Source organism: Streptomyces sp. NRRL S-495 (assembly GCF_000966955.1).
Lineage (GTDB): Bacteria > Actinomycetota > Actinomycetes > Streptomycetales > Streptomycetaceae > Kitasatospora > Kitasatospora purpeofusca.
Genome location: NZ_JZWY01000040.1, coordinates 1 through 26,571, shown reverse-complemented (window position 1 = coordinate 26,571; position 26,571 = coordinate 1). Strand labels below are relative to the sequence as shown.

At 74.1% G+C, this 26,571-nt stretch carries 21 protein-coding genes; 14 read left to right on the top strand and 7 right to left on the bottom strand.

The features are described 5' to 3' along the window. Positions 1 to 23: 23 nt before the first annotated feature. Positions 24 to 1,091: a polyprenyl synthetase family protein gene (locus VR45_RS03610; protein ID WP_045938225.1), complete on the bottom strand. Its 1,068-nt coding sequence runs from the start codon at positions 1,089 to 1,091 to the stop codon at positions 24 to 26. Between the two features lie 258 nt (positions 1,092 to 1,349). Between VR45_RS03610 and metF the strand changes: the two genes are divergently transcribed. Together metF and VR45_RS03600 are read left to right on the top strand one after the other, a co-directional pair. Continuing rightward, positions 1,350 to 2,264: a methylenetetrahydrofolate reductase [NAD(P)H] gene (gene metF, locus VR45_RS03605; protein ID WP_045938204.1), complete on the top strand. Its 915-nt coding sequence runs from the start codon at positions 1,350 to 1,352 to the stop codon at positions 2,262 to 2,264. 143 nt (positions 2,265 to 2,407) lie between these two features. Beyond that, on the top strand, positions 2,408 to 3,379 hold the full coding sequence (locus VR45_RS03600) for a hypothetical protein (protein ID WP_045938203.1): 972 nt from the start codon (positions 2,408 to 2,410) through the stop codon (positions 3,377 to 3,379). Positions 3,380 to 3,416: 37 nt separating this feature from the next. Here VR45_RS03600 and VR45_RS03595 read toward each other — a convergent pair whose 3' ends face one another. After that, positions 3,417 to 4,928 (bottom strand): NAD(P)/FAD-dependent oxidoreductase, encoded by a 1,512-nt coding sequence (locus VR45_RS03595; protein ID WP_199925896.1) that lies wholly within the window; start codon positions 4,926 to 4,928, stop codon positions 3,417 to 3,419. Between the two features lie 9 nt (positions 4,929 to 4,937). Next, positions 4,938 to 5,573: a DUF4126 domain-containing protein gene (locus VR45_RS03590; protein WP_045938202.1), complete on the bottom strand. Its 636-nt coding sequence runs from the start codon at positions 5,571 to 5,573 to the stop codon at positions 4,938 to 4,940. 546 nt (positions 5,574 to 6,119) lie between these two features. Here VR45_RS03590 and VR45_RS46645 point away from each other — a divergent pair. From VR45_RS46645 to VR45_RS03575, 3 genes are all read left to right on the top strand, one after another. Beyond that, positions 6,120 to 6,809 carry an SAV_6107 family HEPN domain-containing protein gene (locus VR45_RS46645; protein WP_199925895.1) on the top strand — a complete coding sequence of 230 codons (690 nt, stop codon included), beginning with the start codon at positions 6,120 to 6,122 and terminating at the stop codon, positions 6,807 to 6,809. Between the two features lie 30 nt (positions 6,810 to 6,839). Beyond that, on the top strand, positions 6,840 to 7,592 hold the full coding sequence (locus VR45_RS03580; RefSeq protein ID WP_045938201.1) for a methyltransferase domain-containing protein: 753 nt from the start codon (positions 6,840 to 6,842) through the stop codon (positions 7,590 to 7,592). A 408-nt stretch (positions 7,593 to 8,000) separates the two neighbouring features. Beyond that, on the top strand, positions 8,001 to 8,393 hold the full coding sequence (locus VR45_RS03575) for a DUF3040 domain-containing protein (protein ID WP_045938200.1): 393 nt from the start codon (positions 8,001 to 8,003) through the stop codon (positions 8,391 to 8,393). An 87-nt stretch (positions 8,394 to 8,480) separates the two neighbouring features. Here the strand turns inward: VR45_RS03575 and VR45_RS03570 are convergent, their stop codons facing one another. The 4 genes from VR45_RS03570 to VR45_RS03555 form a co-directional block, all read right to left on the bottom strand. Further along, the gene (locus VR45_RS03570; RefSeq protein ID WP_045938199.1) at positions 8,481 to 10,940 is read right to left on the bottom strand and encodes a DUF3488 and transglutaminase-like domain-containing protein; all 2,460 of its coding nucleotides are present in this window, start codon (positions 10,938 to 10,940) and stop codon (positions 8,481 to 8,483) included. Further along, positions 10,937 to 12,259, bottom strand: coding sequence for a DUF58 domain-containing protein (locus VR45_RS03565; RefSeq protein WP_045938198.1), 1,323 nt, complete (start codon positions 12,257 to 12,259; stop codon positions 10,937 to 10,939). The genes VR45_RS03570 and VR45_RS03565 overlap by 4 nt, the downstream gene beginning before the upstream one ends. A gap of 1 nt (position 12,260) precedes the next feature. Continuing rightward, positions 12,261 to 13,232 (bottom strand): MoxR family ATPase, encoded by a 972-nt coding sequence (locus tag VR45_RS03560; RefSeq protein WP_045938222.1) that lies wholly within the window; start codon positions 13,230 to 13,232, stop codon positions 12,261 to 12,263. A 382-nt stretch (positions 13,233 to 13,614) separates the two neighbouring features. Then, positions 13,615 to 14,157, bottom strand: coding sequence for a carbonic anhydrase (locus tag VR45_RS03555; RefSeq protein ID WP_045938197.1), 543 nt, complete (start codon positions 14,155 to 14,157; stop codon positions 13,615 to 13,617). 507 nt (positions 14,158 to 14,664) lie between these two features. Here VR45_RS03555 and rsmH point away from each other — a divergent pair. From rsmH to murG, 9 genes are all read left to right on the top strand, one after another. Next, entirely contained in the window at positions 14,665 to 15,639 is a 975-nt protein-coding gene (gene rsmH / locus VR45_RS03550; RefSeq protein ID WP_045938196.1) for a 16S rRNA (cytosine(1402)-N(4))-methyltransferase RsmH, read from the top strand. Between the two features lie 102 nt (positions 15,640 to 15,741). Next, positions 15,742 to 16,284, top strand: coding sequence for a hypothetical protein (locus VR45_RS03545; RefSeq protein ID WP_045938221.1), 543 nt, complete (start codon positions 15,742 to 15,744; stop codon positions 16,282 to 16,284). Beyond that, positions 16,281 to 18,632, top strand: a complete 2,352-nt coding sequence (locus VR45_RS03540; protein ID WP_078896206.1) for a penicillin-binding transpeptidase domain-containing protein — start codon at positions 16,281 to 16,283, stop codon at positions 18,630 to 18,632. The genes VR45_RS03545 and VR45_RS03540 overlap by 4 nt, the downstream gene beginning before the upstream one ends. Before the next feature lie 6 nt (positions 18,633 to 18,638). Then, entirely contained in the window at positions 18,639 to 20,291 is a 1,653-nt protein-coding gene (locus VR45_RS03535; protein ID WP_078896205.1) for a UDP-N-acetylmuramoyl-L-alanyl-D-glutamate--2,6-diaminopimelate ligase, read from the top strand. Next, the gene (murF, locus tag VR45_RS03530) at positions 20,288 to 21,688 is read left to right on the top strand and encodes a UDP-N-acetylmuramoyl-tripeptide--D-alanyl-D-alanine ligase (protein ID WP_045938194.1); all 1,401 of its coding nucleotides are present in this window, start codon (positions 20,288 to 20,290) and stop codon (positions 21,686 to 21,688) included. The genes VR45_RS03535 and murF overlap by 4 nt, the downstream gene beginning before the upstream one ends. Beyond that, positions 21,688 to 22,749: a phospho-N-acetylmuramoyl-pentapeptide-transferase gene (mraY, locus tag VR45_RS03525; protein WP_045938193.1), complete on the top strand. Its 1,062-nt coding sequence runs from the start codon at positions 21,688 to 21,690 to the stop codon at positions 22,747 to 22,749. The genes murF and mraY overlap by 1 nt, the downstream gene beginning before the upstream one ends. Then, positions 22,746 to 24,218: a UDP-N-acetylmuramoyl-L-alanine--D-glutamate ligase gene (gene murD / locus VR45_RS03520; RefSeq protein ID WP_045938192.1), complete on the top strand. Its 1,473-nt coding sequence runs from the start codon at positions 22,746 to 22,748 to the stop codon at positions 24,216 to 24,218. Before mraY ends, murD begins: the two co-directional genes overlap by 4 nt. A gap of 143 nt (positions 24,219 to 24,361) precedes the next feature. Beyond that, positions 24,362 to 25,669, top strand: coding sequence for a putative lipid II flippase FtsW (gene ftsW / locus VR45_RS03515; RefSeq protein ID WP_234325824.1), 1,308 nt, complete (start codon positions 24,362 to 24,364; stop codon positions 25,667 to 25,669). Between the two features lie 6 nt (positions 25,670 to 25,675). After that, positions 25,676 to 26,571 (top strand): undecaprenyldiphospho-muramoylpentapeptide beta-N-acetylglucosaminyltransferase (gene murG, locus VR45_RS03510; RefSeq protein ID WP_045938191.1); only part of this gene is annotated, 896 nt, incomplete at its 3' end.

Genomic DNA, 26,571 nt, shown 5'->3' with positions numbered 1-26,571 from the left:
TTTCGGGGCCGTCGTCGTCCGGCTCAGTACTTGCGGACGGTGGCGGCCTCGGCCAGCGCCAGCAGGGCCGCCCTGGCCTGCCCGTCCGCCAGCGGGGCCGCGTCCAGCGCCTTCAGCGACTGGTGCAGCAGCTCGTCGATCCGCCGCTCCACCCGCTCCGGCGCCCCGCTGCGGGCCACCAGCTCGCGCAGCCCGGCGACCTCGGCGGGCGTCAGGTCGGGTGCGCCCAGCCGCTCGTCCAGCCGGCGCGCCTCGTCGGCCGGCAGCCCCCGCATGGCGTGCGCGACCAGCAGCGTCCGCTTGCCCTCGCGCAGGTCGTCGCCGGCCGGCTTGCCGGTGACCGCCGGGTCGCCGAACACGCCGAGCAGGTCGTCCCGCAGCTGGAACGCCTCGCCCAGCGGCAGGCCGAACGCCCCGTAGGCCTCCACCAGCCGGGGCTCGGCGCCCGCGAGCAGCGCGCCGACCTGGAGCGGCCGCTCGATCGTGTACTTGGCCGACTTGTAGTGCAGGACGGTCTGCGCCCGCTCCAGCGCGCCGCCGTCGGCGGAGTCCCCGGCGACCGGCTCCAGCACGTCCAGGTACTGGCCGACCATGACCTCGGTGCGCATCAGGTCGAACATCGGCTTGGCGGCCAGCACCGCCTCCGGGTCCAGGCCGGAGTTCAGGAACAGCTCGTCGCACCAGATCAGCAGCAGGTCGCCGAGCAGCACCGCGGCCGAGGCGCCGTACTGCTCGCGGTCGCCGCGCCACCCCCGGGCGCGGTGCAGCGCCTCGAACCGGCGGTGCACGGAGGGCAGACCGCGCCGGGTGTCGCTGCGGTCCATCAGGTCGTCGTGGACCAGCGCGCTGGCCTGAAGCAGCTCCAGCGCCGCCGCCGCCCGGGTGATCCCCTCGCCCCTGGCCGGGCCGCCGGCACCGCGCCAGCCCCAGTAGCAGAAGGCCGGGCGGAGCCGCTTGCCGCCGTCCAGCAGGAAGTCGCGCAGCGCGTCGGTGACCGGGTCCAGCTGCGGGGAGACCTTGCTGAGCAGGGCCGACTGGCCGTCCATGAAGCCGACGAGGGCGGCGTTGACGCGCTCGCGCACGTCCTCCATGTCAATGGGGTTGGCCGGCCGCGGGCTGGACGAGGTCACGATGGGGCTCCGGAGGTAGCTGGGGTGCAGCAAGGGTATCCGGGGCGGAGGAGAACAGCCGTACGGGCGAGATTCGGCCGGACGGGTGAAGCGCTGTTCACCCGGGCTTCGCACCCGCCCCCGGCGCAGTCCGTCCGGGGTTCGCCCCTAGTCCATCCGATGTCTCAAAACATGGGACGGAGTTGTCCGCGCCCTTCCGCCGACGGCTAACCTGCCACCATGGCACTCGGTATCGCTTCGACCAGACCGGACCGCGCACAGACCGTCCGCGACCTGCTGGCGGCCGGAAAGCGGTCCTTCTCCTTCGAGTTCATGCCGCCACGCACCGAGGTCGGCGAGCAGAAGCTCTGGGACGCCATCCGGCGGCTCGAACCGCTCGACCCCAACTTCGTCTGCATGACCTACGGCGCCGGCGGCTCCTCGCGGGAGCGCACGGTGAACATGGTCGGCCGGATCGCCACCGAGACCACGCTCACCCCGGTCGCCCACCTGACCGCCGTCGACCACTCGGTCGCGGAACTGCGCAACATCATCGGCCAGTACGCCGACCAGGGCGTCCGGAACGTCCTCGCGGTGCGCGGCGACCCGCCCGGCGACCCGATGGGCGAGTGGGTCAGCCACCCGGAGGGCGTCACCTACGCGTACGAGCTGGTCGAGCTGATCAAGGGCATCGGCGACTTCTGCGTCGGGGTGGCGGCCTCGCCCAACATGCACCCGAGGTCGACCGACTGGGACGAGGACATCCGGCACTTCGTGGCGAAGATCCGCTCCGGCGCCGACTACGCCATCACCCAGATGTTCTTCGAGGTCGACGACTACCTGCGGCTGCGCGACCGGGTGACGGCCGCCGGCTGCGAGACGCCGATCATCCCGGAGATCATGCCGGTCACCAACGCCCGGCAGCTGGAGCGGTTCCCCCAGCTGAGCGGCGCGCCCTTCCCGGCCGAGCTGGAGGCCGGGCTGCGCGCGGTCATCGACGACCCGGTGGCGCTGCGCGAGATCGGGATGGAGCACGCCACCGCGATGTCCGAGCGGCTGCTCGCCGAGGGTGCCCCCGGCCTGCACTTCATCACCCTGAACCACTCGACCGCGACCCTGGAGATCTACCAGAACCTCGGTCTGCACCAGCGCTGAGCTGCGCGCTTCCCACCCTTCGGGGCGCCCTTCCCGGTAGGCCCGACGGGTGGGAACGCGATGCGGTACCCGGGCCGTTGAACGGGTACAGTCGCGGCACACGCGCGGCGGGCGCGGGCACGCGACTGGAGGTAGCGGGCGGGATGGGGATCGGATACCTGCTGCTGTACGCCGCGTTGGCGGTGGTGGCGCTCTGGCTGGTCGCCGAGCTGCTGCTCCAGAACCGGGCCCCGCTGCACTGGCGCGGCCTGGCCCTGGTCGGCTTCCTCGCGGTGGCCGGCGGCATGGCGATGGGCTCGGTCCCGGTGATCGGCGGGGGCGCCGCGATGTTCGCGGTGGGCCAGACTTTTGTGACGCTCTCGGTGAAGCGCGGGTACGGGGCCGGCTGGTCGCTGCGCCGCGCGGACGGGAGCCTGCCCGGGCCGCTCGCCAAGGTGCCGCTGCTCGGCGCGCTCACCGGCGGCGGTGCGGTCGCCGCCGCTGCCGTGGTCGCGGCGGAGCGGGTCGGCGAGGTCGGCGCCGTGGAGGAGGCCCGACCGGCCGCGGACAGCGCGCCCCGGCTGCCGGAGGAGGCGCCCGTCGAGCAGACCGCCGCCTTCGAGATGCAGGAGCTGGCCGCCGACGGGGTCTACGCCGCCGCCTACTACGAGCAGCAGCAGACCGAGGTGCTCCACGCGGTCGAGAACGCCCAGGCGGCGCCCCAGCAGGACGCCTACGCGGAGGCCTACCAGGGCGGCTACGACCCGGCGCAGCAGCAGCTCCAGCAGCAGGCCGGCCAGTACGGCTACGAGCAGCAACAGCAGCAGTGGCAGGCCCAGCAGCAGCCGGTGTTCGGCTACGACCAGGGCTACGGCGGCTACCAGCAGCAGGACCCGTACGGCGGCTACCAGCAGCAGCCGGACCCCTATGCGGCCTACCAGCAGCAGCCCCAGCAGCACGAGCAGCAGCAGCACGACCCGCAGCACACCGGCCAGTACGGCTACGAGCAGCAACAGCAGCAGTGGCAGGCCCAGCAGCAGCCCGACCAGCAGCACCCCACCGGCATCCCCCAGCAGCCGCAGTACGACCAGTACGGCTACCAGCAGCAGCCCACCTGGCAGCAGCACCAGGGCTGAGCCCCGCCGGAGCTCGGGCGGGGCGTCGGGGTGGGACTCAGGCCGGGCCGATGAGGTTTGCCACGATGCAGGCGGACATGCCGACCCGGGCCAGCCCGCCGCCGGGATGGGCGGCGCCGCCGGTCAGGTAGAGGCCGGGGTGGTCCTCGTTCGGGGCCTGGAGGAGATCGCCGTCGAGGCCCGCCAGGGCCGGCGGCGGGACGGAGCCGAAGAAGGAGCCGGTCTCGCGCTCGGTGTGCTCGGGCGTGCGGACCACCCGCCAGAGCATCCGCTCGCGCAGGCCCAGACCGGCCGCGTCGACCTGGTCGAGCATCCGGTCGGCGAAGGCCTCCGGGACACCGGGAACGCCCCAGTCCAGGTCGAGCGACGGGGTGGTCGCGGTCAGCACCACGGCCTCGTGCCCCGCCGGGTGCAGCGAGGGGTCGTCCGGCCGCAGCACCTGGACGGTCGGCCGGTCGTCCAGCGGTGCCCCCGGGTCGAACACCCCCGCCAGCTCGGCGGCCGGGTCGGCGGCGTGCACGACCGTGCGGTGCGGGGTGCCCTCCGGGCGTTCGCCGCGCAGCGCCAGCAGCACCGCGACCCGCCCGGGGACGCCGTGCAGCCGGGAGGCCGAGGCGGGCCACTCGTCCGAGCTCTCGGCCGGGCCCATCCACTGGGTGTGCAGCACCCGCGCGTCGATCGAGGAGACCACCAGGTCGGCGTCGATCCGGTCGCCCTTGGTCTGCACACCGGTCACCCGGCCGTCCTCGACGACCACCCGGGCGACCGGCGTCCCGAACCGGAACTCCACCTTGCGCTGCTCGCAGCGGCGGAAGAAGGCGTCGGCCAGGGCGCGCAGGCCGCCCTCGACGTACCAGACGCCGAAGGACTGCTCCATGTACGGCAGCACGGTGGCCCCGGCGGGGGCGGTGCGCGGATCGAGGCCGAACCGCAGCGCGTGCTCGTGCAGCAGGGCGGTCAGCCCGGGGTGTCCGCCGAGCTCCTCCGCGGCGACGTCGGCGAGTGTCCACCGGCGGGGCCCGCGTCGCCGGCCGAACAGGCCGCGTCGGGCCGGGGCCGCGCCCGGCACCGGGTACGGGTCGGTGTGCAGCGCCGTGGGGTCGGCCGGCAGCGGCTCCTCCAGCAGCGGGCGGCGGGTGGCCTCCCAGACCGTGCGGCCGTGGTTGAGCACGGTGGCCCACCGCTCCCCGGAGCCGGGGCCGAAGGCCCCGTCCAGGGCCTGGACCACGCCGCCCCGGGAGGCGTTGGGGAGGGACACCGCCGTGCCGTCGGGGAAGAGGTGCCGGCTCTCCGGGTCGACCGGGCGCAGCCGCACCAGCTCCTCCAGCGGCTCGCGGCCGGTCTTCAGCGCGAGGTCGCGGTAGACGGCGGGGAGGGTGAGCAGGCCGGGTCCGGTGTCGAAGGCGAAGCCGTCCCGCTCGTAGCGGCCGACCATGCCGCCGTAGGTGTCGCGTGCCTCGCAGACCGTCACCTTGTGCCCGAGGGTCGCCAGCCGCGAGGCCGCCGCGAGTCCGCTCATTCCTGCGCCGATGATGACGATCCGTGCCATGGCTCGATCCTAGGTGCGGCGGACGGCCTCCTCCGCCACCGGGCGTCCGGCGGCTGCGCGGGCGGCCCGGCGTTCGCGGCGGCGGGCGCGGAAGGCGCGGATCCGGTTGATCGCGAACCACACCAGCAGGATGCCGACCAGCAGCAGGACGGCGGAGATCGAGGCGGCCAGCCAGGGGTGGAAGATCGCCAGGGTGACCAGTCCGGCCACCGAGATGTCCTCGGCCAGCGAGACCACGATGTTGCTGGCGGGCTCGGGCGAGGTGTTCACCGCCATCCGTAGCGAGGCCTTCACCAGATGGCTGACCAGCGCCGTCGTGCCGCCCATCGCGCCGGCCGCGACCTCGCCCAGCGAGCCCGGGTCGGTGGCGGCGGCGGCGATCAGGGCGCCGACGGTGGCGCCGGCGATCGGGCGGACCACGGTGTGGACGGCGTCCCAGACGGTGTCCACGTACGGGATCTTGTCGGCCACCGCCTCCAGCAGGAAGAGGACGGCGGCCGCGATCAGCACATCGGTGCGCTCCAGGGCCGGCGGCACCGAGTCGGCCCCGCCGAACCGGCCCAGCAGGCCGAGCAGCAGGACCACCGCGTACGCGTTGATCCCGCTCGCCAGTCCGCTGGTGAAGATCAGCGGGACGATCGTCATCGGTTCCCCGTCCGTTTCCTGCTCGCGATCCGGTCCGGTGTTCGGTCCGGCCTCGCCGTACCGTACCGGGACGCCGCCGCCGGGGCCCGCGGTTCCCGCCCCCGACCGTCTGAGTACGGATACTCAGACGGTCGATTGAGTACCTGCACGGATGCCCCGCGACCTGCGAAGACGTCACAGTGGTGGCACCGGGACGGCGGCGCGTCGGGCGCCTGCGGCCCGAGGGGCGGACGATCGGCGTCCGGCGGTCACGGGGGACCGGCGGAAGCGCGTCGAGGGGGTGTCCGCCCCGGAGCCGGTCGGAGACCGCGCACCGCCGGCACGGGGCGGCGGAGCGGGTCAGGGGGGACCGGCACCTCCGGGGGACCGGGAGTTCCGAAGCGCCGTCCGTGGGGGACGGCGCTTCGGTGACCGGCGGGGGCGGCCGGGGGCCGGACGGGCCGTCGCGGGGCCGAATCGCCACCGGGCCGAATTGTCAGTGGTGCCGTTCACGATGGAGGAGCACGGACCACCCGGTCCGCGCGCTGCCTCGGAACGGGGGAGACCATGACCATCAGTCACCCTGAGCACGTCACCGCCCGCCTCCACTCCGCCGCCTACCGACCGGGGGCCGCGCCGCGTCCCTCCGCCCACCGCCCGTCCGCCGCCACCGGGGCCGACCCGGTGCTGCGCCGCCTCGCCGCCCCGCCCGCCGCACTCGACCTGCTGGCCGAGGCCCACCGCACCCTCGACCGCGCCCGCTCCCTGGCGGACCCGCTGGAGCGGTACGCCGCCGCGCACCTCGCGGCGCTGCGCACGGTGGCGGCGGTGCTCGCCGTGCGCGGCCGCCCGGAGAAGAGCGAACGCCGCCGCCGGGCGATCCGCAGCGCCTGGGAGGTCCTGCCCGAGGTGGCGCCCGAGCTCGCCGAGTGGGCGCCGTACTTCGCCGCGGGCGCGCGCCGCAGGGCGGCCGCCGAGGCGGGCATCAGGGGCGCGGCCTCGGCCCGTGACGCCGACGACCTGATCCGCAACTCCGCCCTGTTCCTCCGGCTGGTCGAGCGCCTGCTCGGCCTGCGGGCCCGCTCCGCCCGCCCCGCGGCTGCCGCTGGACGGCACGGGCGGGCAGAGCGGCGAGAGCGGCGAGGGCGGAGCGGACGCCGGCACCCGGGAGGCCGGTTGACCGGGGCGGGGCCGATCGGGGCGGGGCGCGGGGTCAGGGGAGGGGGAGCGGTCGGTCTAAGGTTGGAGACAACCTGATCGACCCTGCACGTGCCAAGGAGCCTCGCCTTGTACCCGACGCGTCCCCGCAGCGCCCTGCGTACCGCCGTGGTGTGGGAGGTGGTGCGGGCCGCCCTGGAGAAGCGGGTGGCCGAGCTGGACCAGCCGGTGCTCGACGTGGTCGACACCGGTGGCGGCACCGGCAACTTCGCCGTGCCGGTGGCCCGGCTGGGCCACCGCGTCACCGTGGTCGACCCGAGCCCGGACGCGCTGTTCGCCCTGGAGCGCCGGGCCGCCGAGGCCGGCGTGACCGATCTGGTCCGCGCCGTCCAGGGCGACACCCAGACGCTCCCCGAGCTGGTCCCGCCCGGCACCGTCGACGCGGTGCTCTGCCACGGCGTGCTGGAGGTCGTGGACGACCCGGCGGAGGCGCTCGGCAGCCTGGCCGGCACCCTGCGCCGGGGCGGATTCGTCAGCCTGCTGGCCGCCAACCGCAACGGCGCGGTGCTCGCCCGGGCGCTCGGCGGCCACTTCGCCGAGGCCCGCGCGGTGCTGGGCGCCGCCGACGGCCGCTGGGGCGAGCAGGACCCGATGCCGCGCCGCTTCACCGGCGAGGAGCTGGACCGGCTGGCGGTCGGGGCCGGCCTGCGGGTCGAGTCGGTGCACGGCGTCCGGGTCTTCGCCGACCTCGTCCCGGGCGTCCTGGTGGACACCGAGCCCGGCGCGATGGAGGCGCTGCTCAAGCTGGAGGAGGCCGCCGCCGGGCAGCCGGCCTTCCATGCCGTGGCGACCCAGCTCCACCTGCTGGCCACCCTGGCCTGACCGGGCGGACCGCCGCCGTTCGCCGACGGACCTCCCACCGTTCGCCGACGGACCGACGGCGCGTCTCCCGCTCGTTTCCCCGCCTTCTCCTCGGGATCTCCCCAGGTCCGGACCGATTCCATCGGATCGGGCACTAGTCCGGCCCCCGCCGCGTTGAGTGTGGTGCGGCGAGGAGCCGCCGAAGCGGCCGGGCCCACGCGTGGTCGACCACTCCGTCACGAGCCCGTGGACCGTATGATCTGGGTAAAGCCGGAAAGCATGACCGCCGGATGCTCGGGGCATATGGACGACACGGGCCCGGGCCCCCGCACAGGCGTCCGACCGCGTGTTCTGAAGGCTGATTGGACTTGCCACCCCGACCGGGGCGGCGGACCGGTCGCACCCGCGACCGACGAGTAGGAGGACTCCGTGCCGCTCTCGGAGCACGAGCAGCGACTGCTCGACCAGATGGAGCGAGCGCTGTACGCCGAAGATCCCAAATTCGCTACGGCGCTAGAGGGAACCGGTCTGCGCACCTACACCCGTCGACGGGTCTATCTCGCCGTCGGCGGCTTCGTGGTCGGTATCGGCCTGCTGATGGGCGGCATGGTCGTACCCAACCAGATCTGGGTCAGTGTGGTCGGCTTCCTGGTGATGCTCGGGTGCGCCGTCTTCGCCGTGACGGGCTGGCGCCGCGGTCCCGCCGGGCAGGCGCAGCACCCCGGTCCGGCCGCCGTGCCGCGCCGCAAGGCCGGGATGATGGACCGGGTCGAGCAGCGCTGGCAGCGTCGGCGCGACGAGCAGACCGGTGGCGGATTCTGAGACCTGAGGTCCGTACCGCCGCCGGTACGGACGCACCGAGGGCGGGCAGTCGACCGACTGCCCGCCCTCGGTGCGTCCGGCCCCGGTTCAGGACCCGGTGCCGCCGGTACCGTCCCGGCCGCCCCGGCGGGGTCGGCGGGTGGTCAGCCGGCGGACCGGCCCGGTGACCGCGCCGACCGCCCGGGCGAACCGGCCGCCGACCGCGAGCCGGGCCGTCAGCAGGGCTTCCGAGATCCGCCACCGCAGCTGTGCGGAGGAGGCCGGCAGCAGCAGCGCCCTGATCCGGCCGCGCCGTCCGGCGTGCGCCCGCAGGCCGTCCCTGGCGGTCCTGACATCGGCCGCGAGCGGTTCCGCGACCTCCGCGGAACGGGCGTAGAGCACCCGTTCGGTGGCCAGCGCCACCCGGCCGGCGGCCGCCGTCGCGCCTTCGTCCAGCTCGGCGGCCTCGGCGATCCGGCGGGCGGCGGCGCGCGGGGTGCGCGAGTCGTCCGGCGGGATGCCGAGGTCCCAGGCGGAGTCGATCAGTTCGTCCCAGGCGGCCAGCACCTGCGCGTCGGTGAGCGGGACCGGTCCCGGCCCGCCGGGGCGTCGCCGCCCGCCCCCGCCCAGCCGGCGCCGGCGCAGCCGGGCCCGCCAGAGCATCGGGGTGAGCAGCAGGAGCAGCACCAGCGCAGCCGCGGCCAGGCCGGTCAGGACCTTCCCGGAGAGCAGCCAGGACTCCTCGCCGGCGCCCCCGGCGCTCTCGCGCCGCTCGCCGCAGTCGCCGGTCCGGCGCAGCTTCGCGTCGCAGTCCGGGTTGGCGGACGGCAGCTGGACCGGCGCGCTGGCCTGCGGCTCGACGGTCGGCCGGGTGGTCGGCTGGGTGGCCGGGGAGGAGACCGGGTCCGAGTAGTCGGGCTGGACGCCGCGGGTCGGGGTGGGCTCGAAGCGCAGCCAGCCGTAGCCCTCGAAGTAGAGCTCGGGCCAGGCGTGGTACATCGCGTCGGTCACCGCGTAGACGTTGTTGCCCTTGGTGTTGCCGGGGGTGAAGCCGAGCGCGACCCGGGCCGGGACGCCCAGGATGCGGGCCATCACGGCCATGGTGGACGCGAAGTGGACGCAGAAGCCGCGGCGGCGCTCCAGGAAGTCCTTCATCGCGTCGCTGCCGCTGTCGGTCCTGGTGGTGGCGTCGTAGGTGAATTCGGGGCCGGTGAACCAGTCGCGCAGGGCGACCGCCTTGTCGTACCCGGTCTTCGCCTTCCCGGTGACCCGCAGGGCGGTGTCCCGGACCACCGGCGGCAGGTCGCGCGGCACCACGAGGTACTGGTCGCGGATCCGCTCGGGCGGGGTCGGCACGGTGCGCAGGACGGTCGCGGTCGGCCGGACGTCCAGTGCGGTGACCGTGTAGTTGAGGCCCTTGATCGCCTTCTCCCGGGCGGGCAGGAGGCTGGAGGTGACCGGGTCGAGCTGCCAGGCGGCGTTGTCGCGGAGGGTGACGCCGACCGGCGGGTAGGGCATCGGCAGCCAGGCGTCGTCCAGCTGGGGGCCGATCCGGACCTCGGCCCTCAGCTGCTCGGCCAGGTCGATGCTGCCCAGGCCCTCGGGGGCGGGGAAGGTGCCGGTGAACGGCACCGTGGCGGCCGAGCCGCGCTTCCAGCTGCTGCCGTCGAAGACGTCCAGCGAACCGGTGCGCAGATAGGTGGAGTCGGCGGCCGGGCTGTCGGACTTGTAGCTGAACAGTTCGACGTTGCGCGGCCTGGGGATCGCGCCGGTCAGGGTGATCAGCGGGTCCAGGCTGCTGACCGCGCCGCCGGTGCTGGCACCGGTGCCGGTGCCGCTGTGCACCAGGCCGGAGTCCCAGCGCGGCAGGAAGACCGGCAGCAGCAGGGCGAACGCCAGCGCCAGGACGCCGACCTGTTGCCCGCTCCGGCCGAGCGTGCCGGTGCCGCTCCCTTCACCGTCCCGCTCGGAGCCGCGGAAGATCCGGCCCCAGCGGGAGACCCGGTCCTGGCCCTCGGCGAAGAGCAGCACCAGGTAGCCGGCGGCGGCGGTGGCGAACCAGAGCCAGTTGCCGTCGTCCCCGGCCAGGCCGTTGCCGATCGAGTAGAGCGCGAGCAGCGGCAGCCCGGCCAGGGCCGAGCGCCGGTAGGTGACCGCGAGGGTGTCCACCACGACGGCGATCAGACCGACCGAGCCGACCAGGATGAGCCGCAGCCCGGGGCTGGGCGGGGCGGGGATGGCGTAGTCACGGACGTCGTGGAGCCCCCGGGAGAGGGTCCGGCCGAGCAGCCGGACCGACTCGGGGCCGGGCACCAGGCCGCCGAAGACCGCGACCGAGGAGGCGAAGCCGATCAGCAGCAGGAGGAACAGCACCAGCAACTGGCCGGCCGGGACGGTCCACCGGTAGAACGGCGTGCGCCGCAGTCCGGCGCCGACCGCCGCGACGACCGCGACCACCAGGAAGGCGTGGGTGATCCAGCCCTTGGTGGTCAGCAGCGGGGTGAGGCACAGCGCGGCCAGGGCGGTGGCCAGCGCCGAGTACACGGTCAGTTTGGCCCGGGTGGTCACGCGCCGGCCTCTTCTCGGTAGGGGGCGGACGACTCGGGCCGGTCGGCGGCGCGCCAGAGGTCGGGCAGGGAGTCGCCGGCGCGGACGGTCAGCACCGTCCAGCCGGCCTCGCGCAGCCGGCGGGCCCGGTCGCGGAACTCCTCGCCGCCGGTGTCGGGGGAGAGCATGCGCAGGCCGGCCCAGGTGCCGGTGTCGAGCAGGAGGACGACGGCGCCGCCGGTGCGGCCGCGCAGCCGGGCGAGCCGGGCGGTCTGCTCCTCGTCGAGCTCGCCGAGGACGGCCACCAGCAGGCCCTCGCCGCCGGCCCGCAGCGGCTCCTCGGCGCGGGAGAGCCCGGCGCCGTCGGAGAGGTCGACCACGGCGAGCGCGTCCAGGATCACCCCGGAGGTGTCGGCGGCGGTGTGGCCGCTGTCCGCCTGGATGCCGGGGACGGCGTGGCCGGTGTCGGTGAGCAGGCGGGTCTGGTAGCCGCGCTCCAGCAGGTGGACGGAGACCGAGGCGGCGCAGGCGACGGCCCATTCGAAGGAGGAGGCCGGGCCGCTGCCGCGGTGGCCGGTCTCGCGGGTGTCCAGCAGCACGGTGGCGCGGGCCCTGCGGGGCTGCTCCTCGCGCCGGACCATCAGTTCGCCGTAGCGGGCGGTGGACTTCCAGTGCACCCGGCGCAGGTCGTCGCCGGCCCGGTACTCGCGCAGGATGACGTCGTCGTCGCCGGCCAGCGCGAGCGAGCGGGTGTGGCTCTCGCCCTGCCCGGCCCACTCGCCGGTGAGCCGCACGAACGGCAGCGGCAGCACCTGCGGGACGACGGTGAGCACGTCGGAGGCGGCGAAGGAACGGTTCAGCTCGCACATCCCGAACGGGTCGGAGAGCCGCAGCTGGAGCGGGCCGAGCGGGTAGCGGCCGCGCAGGTCGGAGCGGACCCGGTAGGAGACCTCGCGGTGGCCGCGCGGTTCGACCCGGTCCAGCACGAACCGGGGCCGGGGCCCGAGCACGTACGGGACCTTGTCCTCCAGCAGCAGCAGGCCGGTGGGCACCCGGGAGACGTTGTCCACCCGCAGGTGCACCCGGGCCTCCTGGCCGGCCACCGACCGGTGCGGGCTGAGCCGGCGTCCGCTGGCGACCCGGTAGCGGGTGTTGGCCAGCAGCAGCGCGGCGGCCAGCGGCAGCGCGGCGAGCAGTACCCCGACGCGCAGCAGCGCGTCCTGGCCGAGCAGGTAGGAGCAGACCACCGCGGTCAGTCCGGCGGCGAGGAAGGAGCGCCCCCGGGTGGTGAGGCCGCGCAGGCCGGCGCGCAGGCCCGACGGTTCGTCGGACGGTCCCACCTCAGCCCCTCCGGACGGCCGGGCCGCCCTGCGGGCGCGGCAGCGGCAGACGGGCGACCAGGTCGGTGACGATCTGCTCGGAGGTGCGGCGGCTTAGCTGCGTCTCGGCGGTCGGCATCAGACGGTGGGCGAGCACCGGCACCGCGAGGCGCTGGATGTCGTCCGGGGTGACGTAGTCGCGGCCGTCCAGGGCGGCGGCGGCGCGGGCCGCCCGGACCAGGTGCAGGGTGGCCCGGGGGGAGGCGCCGAGGCGCAGCTCGTGGCTGTTGCGGGTGGCGCCGACCAGGTCGACGGCGTAGCGGCGGACCGGGTCGGCGACGTGCACGGTGCGGACGAGGTCGATCAGCTTGAGGATGTCGGCGGCGTGGGCGACCGGCTGGAGGTCGTCCAGCGGGCTGGCGCCGGCGTGCACGTCGAGCATAGCGAACTCGGCCTCGGCACTGGGGTAGCCCATCGAGATCCGGGCCATGAAGCGGTCCCGCTGGGCCTCCGGGAGGGGGTAGGTGCCCTCCATCTCCACCGGGTTCTGGGTGGCGACCACCATGAACGGCGAGGGCAGCTCGTAGCTGGTGCCGTCGATGGTGACCTGGCGCTCCTCCATCGACTCCAGCAGCGCGGACTGGGTCTTCGGCGAGGCGCGGTTGATCTCGTCGCCGACCACGATCTGGGCGAAGATCGCGCCGGGGCGGAACTCGAAGTCGCGCTGCTGCTGGTCGAAGATGTTGGTGCCGGTGACGTCCGAGGGCAGCAGGTCCGGGGTGAACTGGATCCGCCGCACGGTGCAGTCGACCGAGCGGGCGAGTGCCTTGGCCAGCATGGTCTTGCCGACGCCGGGCACGTCCTCCAGCAGCAGGTGGCCCTCGGCGAGCAGGACGGTCAGGGCGATCCGGACGGCCTCCGGCTTGCCCTCGATCACGCTCTCGATGTTGCCCCGGATCCGGTCGACGACGGCGGCGAGTTCCGGCAGACCGATCGGGCGGTGGTCCGCCGCCTTCCGGTCGCCTCCCGCACGACCGTCGATACCGGCCTGATCGCTGTAGCTCGTCACCCGTACGCTCCCTGGCACACCAACGACCGGCTCCGTCCGAGCCCGGCCCCCACCCCATGCTGGACGCGGCCTCTCCGGTCGCGGTTCCGTGTGGGGGAGCCGGTGCCGGGTTACGGCCTGCGGCAGGCCGCCCCAGGTGGTTCGGGGTCAGACCGGCAGGCGCATTCTCCCCTGCGCGGCGGAGGAAGTCACCCTGTTCCCGTCCGCCCGCCTCCGGGTGGGGCCGCCCGCCCGTTCCCTCGGCGCCGGGCCGGGGGCGTCCGGCGGCCCGGACGCCGTTGGCCGGGCCGGTCGGGCGGGCAGGGGATCAGTCGATCTCGCGCAGCAGACCGGTGTGGACGTCGAACACGAAGCCGCGCACGTCGTCGGTGTGCAGCAGGAACGGGGAGGTGCGGACCCGCTGCATGGACTGCCGGACGTCGCCGTCGAGGTCCACGAAGGCCTCGACCGCCCACTGCGGGCGCTGGCCGACCTCCAGCTCCAGCTCGCGCCGGAAGTCCTCGGTGAGGCCGAGCAGGCCGCAGCCGGTGTGGTGGATCAGCGCGACCGAGCGGGTGCCGAGGGCGCGCTGGCTGATGGTCAGGGAGCGGATGGTGTCGTCCGTGACCACGCCGCCCGCGTTGCGGATGACGTGGGCGTCGCCGAGTTCGAGGCCGAGGGCGGCGAACAGGTCGAGGCGGGCGTCCATGCAGGCCACCACGGCGATCTTCTGCACGGGGCGGGCGTCCATGCCGCCGTCCCGGAAGGTCACCGCGTAGTCGCGGTTGGAGGCGACGAAGCGGTCGATGATGGTCGGGGTGGCGGAATCGGCAGCGGCGGTCGGCGTGGGCCGGTCGGGGGTCACTGTCATGGTGAAGACGTTAGTGCGATTTACCCGGTCGTGGTGGGGCTGATTGCTACAGAGCGGGCGCTTGTGACCGAGGGCATATCCACAACGCCGTCCGCCGGGGCGCCCGCCGTCCGGCCGGTCGCGGTCCGGCGGCTGGCATGTGCCACGAGCACCCTCGCGACCTGCGGTGATCCGTTCCGCCGCCCGGGTGGTGCGCCGGAGCGGACCATTGACTGGAGGGGCGCGCGCGATAGAGTTGCGGCGCAGTGGAGCACACCCGCCGAGGCCCGTCAACCGGGCCTTTCCGGCCGTGCGCGACCGACGCGGCCCGCGGCCTCCACCCGCTCCCCGTACCAACCTGGCGCACCTTCCCCGGCGCCGGGCGGGCACGGCCTTCCCCAGGAGCGGGCGGGGACCACGGGCCGCGCGGCCCGGCCCGTGCGACGGCTCCGCCCCGCGGTGGGACAGAATGGGCGGGGCTCCCCGGATATCGGGCGGCTTTCGCACCGAGGAAGGGCGCCACAGCGCATGACCACCAACGATCCGGGTCCCAAGCACGTCCCGGTGATGCTGCAGCGGTGCATGGACGCGCTGGCCCCGGCGATCTCCCGGCCCGGCGCGGTGGTGGTGGACGCCACGCTCGGCCTCGGCGGACACAGCGAGGCGCTGCTCACCCAGTTCCCGGACGTCCGGCTGGTCGCGGTGGACCGCGACCCGGCCGCGCTCAAGCTCTCCGGTGAGCGGCTGGCCCGCTTCGGCGACCGGGCCACCCTGGTGCACGCGGTCTACGACGAGATCCCCGAGGTGCTGGACCGCCTGGACATCCCGAGGGTCGACGGCATCCTGTTCGACCTCGGTGTCTCCTCGATGCAGCTGGACGAGGCCGACCGGGGCTTCGCGTACGCGCAGGACGCGCCGCTGGACATGCGGATGGACCAGACCCGGGGGATCAGCGCGGCCGAGGTGCTCAACACCTACAGCCACGGCCAGCTGGCCCGGATCCTCAAGGTGTACGGCGAGGAGCGGTTCGCCGGGAAGATCGCCTCGGTCATCCTCCGGGAGCGCGAGAAGGAACCGTTCACCAACAGCGCGCGTCTGGTCGATCTGGTGCGGAACGCCATCCCGGCCGCCACCCGCCGCACCGGTGGCAACCCGGCCAAGCGGACCTTCCAGGCGCTGCGGATCGAGGTCAACGGCGAGCTGGAGGTCCTGGACCGGGCGATCCCCGGGGCGCTGGACGTGCTGGCGCTCGGCGGACGGATCGTCGTGATGTCCTACCAGTCGCTGGAGGACCGCCTGGTCAAGCAGTACCTCGCGGCGGGCGCGACCAGCACCGCGCCGCCGGGGCTCCCGTTCGTCCCCGAGGAGCACCAGCCCTGGCTCAAGCTGATCACCCGCGGTGCCGAGCAGGCCACCGAGGAGGAGATCGAGGAGAACCGGCGTGCCGCACCCGTGCGGCTGCGGGTGGCGGAGAGGATCAGGGACCGAAGCACCCGGGGCTGACCGGAACCGGGGCGGTCCGAAGGGCGGAGGAAGGCAGTGGGGCCGGTGGCCGGAGGCGGGGCGGGGAGCCGGGTGCTCCCCGGGCAGGGCGGCAGGGCGCGGATCACCGTGCGCCCGGGCCGGTCGGTACGGGGGCGGACGCCGTTCGCGGTCCTGGTGGTGCTGCTGCTCGGGGCGGGGCTGCTCGGGCTGCTCGCCCTGAACACCGCGCTCAACGAGGGCTCCTTCGAGCTGTCGCGGCTGAACCGGCAGACCACCGTGCTGACCGACGAGCAGCAGGGGCTCCAGCACCAGATCGACCAGAACTCCGCGCCGGACGCGCTGTCGCGACGGGCCGTCGAGCTGGGCATGGTGCCGGCCGGCGGGATGGCCTTCCTCGACCTGCCGAACGGCGGCGCGGTGGTCGGCACGCCCAAGCCGGCCCAGGACAGTCCGCCGGTGAAACGGTCCACCGTGGAACCGTGGCCCGGAAAGCAGCCCGCGCCGGGCCAGTCGACGGCCCAGCCGAGTGCGCAGCCGACCGCTCAGCCGAGTGCGCAGCCCTCCCCGGCCCCGTCGGCCGCGCCGGGCACCGGAGGCGACGTCACCGTGCAGGTCAACCCCGGCCCGGCCCGGCCGGCCACGGGCGGGGGTGGCGCCCGATGAGCACGCCCCGTCAGCCCTCCGGCGGCGGCGCCGGCGGGCGCCGGACGATCAAGGGCGCCGCGCCGCGCCCGGGTGTCCCGCGCGGACAGTCCGGCGGCAAGCCGCCGGCCGCCGGACGGGCCCGCAGCCCCAAGCCGCAGCCCCCCGGGGCGCAGCCCGCGAAGCCCCAGCCGCCCAGGTCGCAGGCGCCCAGGCCGGCGGCCGCCAAGTCACAGCCGCCGAAGCCGTCGGCCGCCAGGGGCCAGGGCGCGCGCGGGCAGTCCCCGAAGGACCAGCCCGCCAGGGCCCGCCAGCCCCGTCCGCAGTCCGCCGAGGGCCGCCCCGCACGCGGCGGGCAGCCGTCGGCCGCGACGGTCCGCCCCGCCGTGCGCGGGGTCCGCCCCCCGCAGCAGCGCCGCGCCGAGGGGCGCCCGCCGGCCGGTGCGCCGCCGCGCCGCCGCCCCCCGCAGCGCCGTCCGGCCCCCCGGGGGATCCGGCTGGCCGATCCGCGCCGTCGGCTGCGGGTGATCACCGTGGTGCTGTCGGTGGTGTTCTCGGTCTTCGCCGGGCGGCTGGTCCAGCTCCAGCTGCTGGACTCGGACGCGCTGGCCTCCGACGCCAACACCAACCGCTACCTGAACATCCCGATCACCGCCGAGCGCGGCTCGATAACGTCCGCCGACGGCGTCGCGCTGGCCACCACCGTGGACGCCTACGACATCACCGCCGACCCGGCCATGTTCACCCCGGGGGCGGCCGGCATCCCGGACGCCCCCGAACAGGCGGCCGCGCTGCTGGCCCCGATCCTCGGCCTGCCCAAGGAGAGGATCGCCGCCGACCTGCACACCCCCAAGACCCGCTACAAGCGGCTCGCCGCCCAGCAGACCCCGGACGTCAAGAACCAGATCACCGACCTCAAGTCCAGCCTGGAGAAGCAGGCCGGCTCGCGTGCCTGCCAGGCCCAGAAGCGGCTGCTGAACAAGTCCGTCGACGAGGGCGGCCGGACCCGGGTCGACAACGAGTGCGTCAACCCGCTGGCCGGCGTCTTCAACCGGGACACCCAGAAGCGGGTCTACCCCTCCGACGGGCTGGCCGCGAACCTGGTGGGCTTCGTCAACGCCGAGGGCGAGGGCGCGGGCGGGCTGGAGCAGCAGTACCAGAACCAGCTGGCCGGCAAGGAGGGCCACAGCAGCTACGCCCAGGCCGGCGGCCGGCTGGTGCCGACCGCGGGCGGCTCGCTGGAGCCCGCCGTGCCCGGCACCGACCTGCGGCTGACCGTCAACCGGGACATCCAGTGGGCCGCCCAGCGGGCCATCACCGACCAGGTCGCCAACGCCGGGGCGGAGAAGGGCTATGTGATCGTCCAGGACGTCAGGAACGGCCAGGTCCTGGCCATGGCGACCTCGCCCGGCTTCAACCCGAACGACCTGAGCACGGCCAAGAACTCGCAGCTCGGCAACACGGCCCTGCAGGACGCCTACGAGCCCGGCTCCACCGCCAAGCTGATGACCATGGCGGCCGTCCTGGACACCGGCAAGGCCACCTGGGACACCAAGGTGACCGTGCCGTACCCGCTGGTGCGCGGCGATGTGGCGTTCAAGGACGACGTCGAGCACGACACCTGGTACCTGACCCTGGCCGGTGTGCTCGCCAAGTCCTCCAACATCGGCACCATCGAGGCCGCCCAGACCCTCGGCGCCACCCAGCCCGAGGCCAACCGGGTCCTCTACGACTACCTGCGGAAGTTCGGCATCGGCCAGCAGACCGGTCTGGCCTTCCCCGGCGAGACCGCCGGACTGCTCGACAAGCCGGAGGACTGGAAGGCGTCCAAGCAGTACACCATCCCGTTCGGCCAGGGCCTGTCGGTCAACGCGCTCCAGGCGACCTCGGTGTTCTCCACCATCGCCAACGGCGGTGTGCGGGTGGCGCCCAGCGTGGTCCAGGGCACCACCGCGCCGGACGGCAAGTACTCCCCGGCCCCGGCGGGCGCGCAGTCCCGGGTGGTGAGCGAGCAGACCGCGAAGACCCTCACCGAGATGCTGGAATCGGTCGTCTCCGACGAGCAGGGCACCGGCGGCAAGGCCGCGATCCCGGGCTACCGGGTGGCCGGCAAGACCGGCACCGCCAACCGGGTGGACCCGAAGAACGGCGGGTACCGCGGGTACACCGCCTCCTTCATCGGCTTCGCGCCGGCCGACCAGCCCCGGGTCACCGTCTCCTGCGTGATCCAGGACCCGGTCAACGGCCACTTCGGCGGCCAGCTGTGCGGCCCGGTGTTCAAGCAGGTGATGGAGTTCACCCTCAAGACCCTCCAGGTCCCGCCGAGCGGGAGCGAGGCGCCCAACCTGCCCGTCGAGTGGAAGCCGTGATCGACCATGGACAACGACCTGGCGGGTGCGGCCGCCGGTGCGCAAAAGGGCCGGTTTGGCCCTGGACACCCTTCGGCGGATAGCCTCTCCGCCGTGCCGAAACCCGATCAAAACACCGTGAGCCCGCCCCGCCCCGCGCGGACCGGCGCCCGGACGCTCGCCGAGGTCGCCCGTCTGCTGGGCCTGGACCCCGTGGAGGGGCCCGAGGTCACCGGCGTCACCCACAACGCCCGCGAGGTCCGCCCCGGCGACCTCTACGTGGCGTTCCCGGGGGCCAACCACCACGGCGCGGCCTTCGCCGGACAGGCCGCCGGAGCCGGCGCCGTCGCGGTGCTCACCGACCCGGCGGGAGCCGAGCTGGCGGCCGGCACCGGTCTGCCGCTGCTGGTCGTCGACCGGCCCCGGGCCCGGATGGGCGAGCTCGCCGCGGCCGTCTACGACCGCCCCTCCGAGCGGCTGCTGATGATCGGACTCACCGGCACCAACGGCAAGACCACCACCTCCTACCTGGTCGAGGGCGGCCTGCGCGGCGCCGGGCGCCACCCCGGGGTGATCGGGACCGTGGAGATGCGGGTCGGCGACGAGCGGATCAAGAGCGAGCGCACCACCCCCGAGGCCACCGACCTGCACGCGATCCTCGCCGTGATGGGCGAGCGCGGCGCGGACGCGGTGACCATGGAGGTCTCCAGCCACGCCCTGGTCTACGGCCGCACCGACGGCGTGGTCTACGACGTCGCGCTGTTCAACAACCTGACCCCCGAGCACCTCGACTTCCACCCGGACATGGAGGACTACTTCCAGGCGAAGGCCCGGCTCTTCCAGCCCGGCAAGTCCCGCGCCGGCGTGGTCAACCTGGACGACGCCTACGGCCGTCGGCTCGCCGCCGAGGCGAAGATCCCGGTCGCCACCTTCTCCGCCACCGGCGCCCCGGAGGCGGACTGGCGCGCGGTGGACGTCCAGCTCGGCCCGGTCGGCTCGACCTTCCGGGTGCTCGGCCCCGGCGGCGTCGAGGCGGACGCCGCCGTCCCGCTGCCCGGCCCCTTCAACGTCGCCAACGCGCTGGCCGCGATCGTGCTGCTGGCCACCGCCGGACTCCCGCTGGAGTCGGCCGTGGCCGGCATCGCCGCCGTCCCCGGGGTACCCGGCCGACTGGAGCGGGTGGACGCCGGACAGCCGTACGTCGCGGTGGTCGACTACGCCCACAAGCCGGACGCCCTGGAGGCCGTCCTCGGCTCGCTGCGCGAGGTCACCAAGGGCCGGCTGCACGTGGTGGTCGGCTGCGGCGGCGACCGCGACCCGCACAAGCGCGCCCCGATGGGCGGCATCGCCGCCCGGCTCGCCGACACCGCCGTGCTGACCAGCGACAACCCGCGCAGCGAGGACCCGCTGGCGATCCTCGCCACCATGCTGAACGGCGCCGCCGCGGTGCCCGAGGCCGAGCGCGGCGCCGTCCTGGTCGTGCCGGACCGCGCCGAGGCGATCGAGCTGGCGGTCGCCCGGGCCCAGGCCGGCGACACCGTGCTGGTGGCCGGCAAGGGCCACGAGCTCGGCCAGTACGTACGAGACGAGATCCGCCCCTTCGACGACCGGGAGGTGCTGCGCGAATCCATCGTGCGGACCACGGCCGCCCGGGGTACCCGAGGAGTAGAGCAGCCGTGATCGCACTGACCCTCGCCGAGGTGGCCGCCGCAGTCGGGGGAACCCTGGCCGACGCCGACCCGGACGCCCTGGTGACCGCCCCGGTCGAGGTCGACTCCCGCAAGGTCCGCCCCGGCGGGCTCTTCGCGGCCTTCGCCGGCGAGCACGTGGACGGCCACGACTACGCGGACCGGGCGCTCGCGGCCGGTGCCGTCGCGGTACTGGCCTCCCGCCCGGTCGGCGGTCCGACCGTCCTGGTCGACAGCGTGGTGGACGCGCTCGGCAAGCTCGCCCGCGCCGTGGTCGGCCGCGCCGACGCCGCCGTGGTCGCGCTGACCGGCTCGGCCGGCAAGACCAGCACCAAGGACCTCATCGCCCAGCTGCTCCAGCGCCTGGGCGACACCGTCTACCCGCCGGGCTCGCTCAACAACGAGATCGGCCACCCGATGACCGCCCTGCGGGTCGAGGACACCACCCGGCACCTGGTGCTGGAGATGGGTGCCCGACACAAGGGCGACATCGAGTACCTCACCTCGATCACCCCGCCCCGGATCGGCCTGGTGCTCAACGTCGGCACCGCCCACGTCGGCGAGTTCGGCTCCCAGGAGGCGATCGCCGAGGCCAAGGGCGAGCTGGTCGAGGCCCTGCCCGCCGACGGCGTCGCGATCCTCAACGCGGACGACCGCCTGGTGCGCGCGATGGCCTCCCGGACGAAGGCCCGGGTGGTGTACTTCGGCGAGTCCGCCGAGGCCGACGTCCGGGCACGGGATGTTCGCCTCGACTCCACCGGACGTCCATCGTTCACGCTGAGCACCCCGGCCGGTTCCGCACCCGTGCAGCTGCGCCTGTACGGTGAGCACCACGTCTCGAACGCCCTCGCCGCCGCAGCGGTGGCGACGGAGCTCGGGATGACCGTCGACGACACCGCCGAAGCACTGAGCGAGGCGGGTGCGCTGTCCCGCTGGCGCATGGAGGTCGTCGACCGGGCCGATGGTGTCACCGTCGTCAACGACGCCTACAACGCGAACCCCGACTCGATGCGGGCCGCGCTGCGGGCGCTGATCTCGATGGGGGGGCGCGGCCCGGAGCGCCGTCGCACCTGGGCGGTGCTCGGCGAGATGCGGGAGCTCGGCGAGGACAGCCTGGCCGAGCACGACGCCATCGGGCGGCTCGCGGTCCGGCTCGACGTCACCAAGCTGGTGGCGGTCGGCGGACGCGAGGCGGCCTGCATGGAACTGGGCGCGAGGAACGAAGGTTCGTGGGGTGAGGAGTCGGTGCTGGTGTCCGACGCGGACGCGGCGGTCGAACTGCTGCGCAGTCAGCTGCGGCCGGGGGATGTGGTGCTGGTGAAGGCGTCCCGTTCGGTGGGGCTGGAGAAGGTGGCCGAGGCCCTCCTCGCGGACGGTGCGGCCGAGTAATGAAGCAGATCCTCTTCTCCGGCATGATCGGTCTGATCCTGTCGCTGGCCGGTACCCCCGCGCTGATCAAGCTGCTCGCCCGGCAGGGCTACGGCCAGTACATCCGTGACGACGGCCCCAAGGCGCACCACAGCAAAAAGGGCACGCCCACCATGGGCGGCATCGCGTTCATCCTGGCGACCCTGATCGCCTACTTCGCCACCAAGGCGATAACGCGCGAGAGCCCGACCGCCTCCGGCCTGCTGGTGCTGTTCCTGACGACCGGTCTGGGCCTGGTCGGCTTCCTCGACGACTACATCAAGGTCGTCAAGCGCCGCTCCCTGGGCCTGCGGGCCAAGGCCAAGCTGGCCGGCCAGTCCATCGTCGGCCTGGCGTTCGCGGTGCTGGCGCTGCAGTTCCCCGACAACGCGGGCCGTACCCCGGCCTCGGAGCACCTCTCCTTCGTCCGGGACTTCGAGTGGGCCGTCGGCCCGGTCCTGTTCGTCATCTTCGCGTACTTCCTGATCGCCGCGACCTCCAACGGCGTCAACCTGACGGACGGTCTGGACGGCCTGGCCACCGGTGCCTCGGTGATGGCCTTCGGCGCCTACACCTTCATCGGTGTCTGGGAGTACGGCCAGAGCTGCGCCTACGTCGCCTCGGCCACCGCCAACTGCTACGACGTCCGCGACCCGCTGGACCTCGCGGTGGTCGCGGCCGCCCTGATGGGCTCCTGCTTCGGCTTCCTCTGGTGGAACACCTCGCCCGCCAAGATCTTCATGGGCGACACCGGCTCGCTGGCCCTCGGCGGCGCGCTGGCCGGTCTGGCGATCTGCTCGCGCACCGAGATCCTGCTCGTCCTGCTGGGCGGCCTCTTCGTGATCATCACCCTCTCGGTGATCATCCAGGTCGGCTCGTTCCGGATGACCGGCAAGCGCGTCTTCAAGATGGCCCCGCTGCAGCACCACTTCGAACTCAAGGGCTGGAGCGAGGTCCTGGTCGTGGTCCGGTTCTGGATCATCCAGGGCCTGTGCGTGGCCGTCGGCCTCGGCCTCTTCTATGCGGGATGGGTGACCGGATGACCGACTCCGACCAGCCCGAGCGCCGGGCCGCCGACCTGCCCGACTGGTCCGGCCTGCCGGTCACCGTCGCCGGGCTCGGAGTCTCCGGCATCAGCGCCGCCCGGGTCCTGCACGGCCTCGGCGCCCTGGTCACGGTCGTCGACGGCGGCTCCGGCGAGGGGCTGAAGGCCCGCGCGGCCGAGCTGGAGGCGCTCGGCGTCACCGTCCGCCTCGGCGACGGCGACACCCTGCCCGAGGGCACCCGGCTGGTCGTCACCTCGCCCGGCTGGCCGCCGAGCAGCCCGCTGTTCGAGGCCGCCGACCGGGCCGGCCTCGACATCTGGGGCGACGTCGAGCTGGCCTGGCGGCTGCGCAGGCCGCACCCCGCCACCGGCGAGCCGGCCCCCTGGCTGGCCGTCACCGGCACCAACGGCAAGACCACCACCGTCCAGATGCTCGCCTCGATCCTGACCGCCGCGGGCCTGCGCACCGCCGCCGTCGGCAACGTCGGCGTCTCGGTGCTGGACGCGGTGCTCGCCGAGGAGCCGTACGACGTGCTCGCCGTCGAGCTCTCCAGCTACCAGCTGCACTGGGCGTCCTCGCTGCGCCCGCACTCGGCGGCCGTGCTCAACCTGGCCCCCGACCACCTGGACTGGCACGGCTCGATGGAGGCGTACGCCGCCGACAAGGGCCGGATCTACCAGGGCAACACCGTCGCCTGCGTGTACAACCTGGCCGACCCGGCCACCGAGGCGCTGGTCCGCGAGGCCGACGTCGAGGAGGGCTGCCGCGCGATCGGCTTCGGTCTGGGCGCGCCCGCCCTGTCGAACCTCGGCGTGGTCGACGGCCTGCTGGTGGACCGGGCGTTCGTGTCCGACCGGGCCAAGAACGCCGCCGAGCTCGGCTCGGTCGAGGACGTCAACCCGCCGGCCCCGCACAACATCACCAACGCGCTGGCCGCCGCCGCGCTGGCCCGCGCCTACGGCGTGGAGCCGAAGGCGGTCCGCGAGGGCCTGCGGGCCTTCCGCCCGGACGCGCACCGGATCGCCGAGGTCGCGGTGGTCGACGGGGTCACCTGGATCGACGACTCCAAGGCGACCAACACCCACGCCGCCGCGGCCTCGCTGGCCGCGTACCGGCCGGTGGTCTGGATCGCCGGCGGCCTGGCCAAGGGTGCGTCCTTCGACGACCTGGTCCGGGACGCGGCCGACCGGCTGCGGGCCGCCGTGCTGATCGGCGAGGACCGCGCGCTGATCCGGGAGGCGCTGGCGCGACACGCGCCGGATGTCCCGGTGATCGAGGCGGCCGAGGGCCAGACTGGCGCGGTGGCGATGACCGAGGTGGTCCGCGCGGCCGCCTCGCTCGCCCGAACGGGTGACACGGTGCTGTTGGCCCCGGCCTGTGCCTCGATGGACATGTTCACCAACTACGGCGAGCGCGGAGACCTCTTCGCCGCGTCCGTCCGGGAGCTGGCGGACGGGGAGAAGTAGCGGGACGGACGGCCGCCGGCCGCCGTCGCCGCGCCCGGCCGGAGGCCGACCAGGCACGAAAAAAGGGGAGCGTTGTGGCCGGGAGCGGCAGGGCGGGTGGTTCGAGCGCGCCGGAGAAGGGGCGCCCGGCCGAGTCCCTGCGGGTGATCTCGGCCACCACCACCGCCTACAAGTCGGCCGGTCCGCTGGCCCGCCTGCAGGCTTTCCGGGCCCGCGCGCGGTACACCCTGGACCGGCCGCTGACGCCGTACCTGCTGATCGCCGGTACGGCGCTGCTGCTGGTCGTGCTCGGTCTGATGATGGTCTTCTCGGCCTCGCAGATCCTCGCGCTGGGCCAGCACCGCTCGACCCAGTTCTACTTCTACAAGCAGCTGCTCGCCGTGGTCCTCGGCTTCGCGCTGCTGCTCGGCTTCGCCCTCGTCCCGGTGGCCGTGCTGCGGGTGATCGTCTACCCGGTGATGCTCGCGGTGATCGGGGCCATGGTGCTGGTGGCGATCCCCGGCATCGGCATGGAGGTCAACGGCAACCGGAACTGGCTGGATTTCGGCGTGTTCCAGTTCCAGCCCTCCGAGTTCGCCAAGCTCGCCCTCGTGCTCTGGGGCGCCGACCTGCTGGCCCGCAAGCAGCGGACCAACACCCTCGGCGAGTGGAAGCACCTGCTGATCCCGCTGGTGCCCGGAACCCTGCTGCTGATCGTGCTGATCATGCTCGGCGGCGACATGGGCACCACGATGATCCTGGTGGCCATGCTGTTCGGGCTGCTGTGGATGGTCGGAGCGCCGCTGCGGCTGTTCGTCGCCACCCTCGGGGTGGCCGTGGTGGTCTGCACCGCGCTGGTCGTCACCGTCCCGCACCGGGCCGAGCGGCTCTCCTGCATCGGGGTGACCAAGCTCGACCCGGCCGGCGCCTGCTTCCAGGCCCTGCACGGCGTCTACTCGTTCGGCCTCGGGGGCCTGTTCGGCTCCGGACTCGGCGCCGGCGTCGAGAAATGGGGCCAGCTCCCGGAGGCGCACACCGACTTCATCTTCGCCACCACCGGCGAGGAACTGGGTCTGGTGGGGACGCTGTCGGTGATCGGTCTCTTCGCGGCACTAGGCTACGCGGGTATCCGTGTGGCCATCGGTACGAGGGATCCCTTCGTCAGGTACGCCGCGGGGGCCGCCACCACCTGGATCATGGCTCAGGCCGTGATCAACCTGGGGTCGGCGCTGGGACTGCTGCCCATCGCGGGCGTCCCGCTCCCGCTGTTCTCCTACGGCGGTTCCGCCATGCTGTCGGCCATGTCCGCGATCGGGGTGCTGCTCTGCCTGGCACGCAGCAGCTCGGGCGCGAAGGCGGCCCTGGCCGCCCGGAGCAAGAACTCCCGGATCAGGAAGCAGCTGGCCCGGGTGCTGCCACGACGACGAACCACAGCGCGCCCGGTCCCAGGACCGGCACGCAGGGAGCGGTGAATTTCGGTGCATGTCGTACTCGCCGGCGGGGGGACCGCCGGTCACATCGAGCCGGCCATGGCCCTCGCGGACGCCCTCCGCAGGCACGACCCGTCCGTCGGGATCACCGCCCTCGGCACCGAGCGCGGCCTGGAGACCCGGTTGGTCCCCGAGCGCGGCTACCAGCTGGAGCTGATCCCGGCCGTCCCGCTGCCCCGTAAGCCCACCCCCGAGCTGATCACCGTACCGGGCCGGCTGCGCGGCACCGTCCGGGCCGCCCAGGAGATCATCGAGCGGGTGAACGCGGACGCCGTGGTCGGCTTCGGCGGCTACGTCGCGATGCCCGCCTATCTGGCCGCCAAGCGGGCCGGGGTGCCGATCGTGGTGCACGAGGCCAACGCCCGGCCCGGCCTGGCCAACAAGATCGGCGCCCGGTACAGCGACTTCGTCGCCGTCTCCACGCCGGACAGCAAGCTGCGCGACTCCCGGTACATCGGCATCCCGCTGCGCCGGACCATCGCGACCCTGGACCGGAACGCGGCCCGCCCGGAGGCGCGGCACTACTTCGGCCTCGACCAGCGGCTGCCCACCCTGCTGGTCACCGGCGGCTCGCAGGGCGCCCGCCGGCTGAACGAGACGATCACCGCGATCGCCCCCCGGCTCCAGCAGTACGGGGTGCAGATCCTGCACGCGGTCGGCCCGAAGAACGAGCTGCCCCAGGTGGACGACATCCCCGGGATGCCGCCGTACCGCGCGGTGCCGTACCTGGACCGGATGGACCTCGCCTACGCGGCGGCCGACATGATGCTCTGCCGGGCCGGTGCCATGACGGTGGCCGAGCTGGCCGCGGTCGGCCTGCCGGCCGCCTTCGTGCCGCTGCCGATCGGCAACGGCGAGCAGCGGCTGAACGCCCAGCCGATGGT

What these genes read in the sequence shown, in the direction of transcription:
- VR45_RS03595 (WP_199925896.1), bottom strand. Translation starts at nt 4,928, where the DNA reads ATGGCACGGATCGTCATCATCGGCGCAGGAATGAGCGGACTCGCGGCG.
- VR45_RS03555 (WP_045938197.1), bottom strand. Translation starts at nt 14,157, where the DNA reads ATGACAGTGACCCCCGACCGGCCCACGCCGACCGCCGCTGCCGATTCC.
- mraY (WP_045938193.1), top strand. Translation starts at nt 21,688, where the DNA reads ATGAAGCAGATCCTCTTCTCCGGCATGATCGGTCTGATCCTGTCGCTG.
- VR45_RS03540 (WP_078896206.1), top strand. Translation starts at nt 16,281, where the DNA reads ATGAGCACGCCCCGTCAGCCCTCCGGCGGCGGCGCCGGCGGGCGCCGG.
- VR45_RS46645 (WP_199925895.1), top strand. Translation starts at nt 6,120, where the DNA reads ATGACCATCAGTCACCCTGAGCACGTCACCGCCCGCCTCCACTCCGCC.
- VR45_RS03610 (WP_045938225.1), bottom strand. Translation starts at nt 1,091, where the DNA reads ATGGAGGACGTGCGCGAGCGCGTCAACGCCGCCCTCGTCGGCTTCATG.
- VR45_RS03600 (WP_045938203.1), top strand. Translation starts at nt 2,408, where the DNA reads ATGGGGATCGGATACCTGCTGCTGTACGCCGCGTTGGCGGTGGTGGCG.
- VR45_RS03535 (WP_078896205.1), top strand. Translation starts at nt 18,639, where the DNA reads ATGGACAACGACCTGGCGGGTGCGGCCGCCGGTGCGCAAAAGGGCCGG.
- murD (WP_045938192.1), top strand. Translation starts at nt 22,746, where the DNA reads ATGACCGACTCCGACCAGCCCGAGCGCCGGGCCGCCGACCTGCCCGAC.
- VR45_RS03590 (WP_045938202.1), bottom strand. Translation starts at nt 5,573, where the DNA reads ATGACGATCGTCCCGCTGATCTTCACCAGCGGACTGGCGAGCGGGATC.
- metF (WP_045938204.1), top strand. Translation starts at nt 1,350, where the DNA reads ATGGCACTCGGTATCGCTTCGACCAGACCGGACCGCGCACAGACCGTC.
- rsmH (WP_045938196.1), top strand. Translation starts at nt 14,665, where the DNA reads ATGACCACCAACGATCCGGGTCCCAAGCACGTCCCGGTGATGCTGCAG.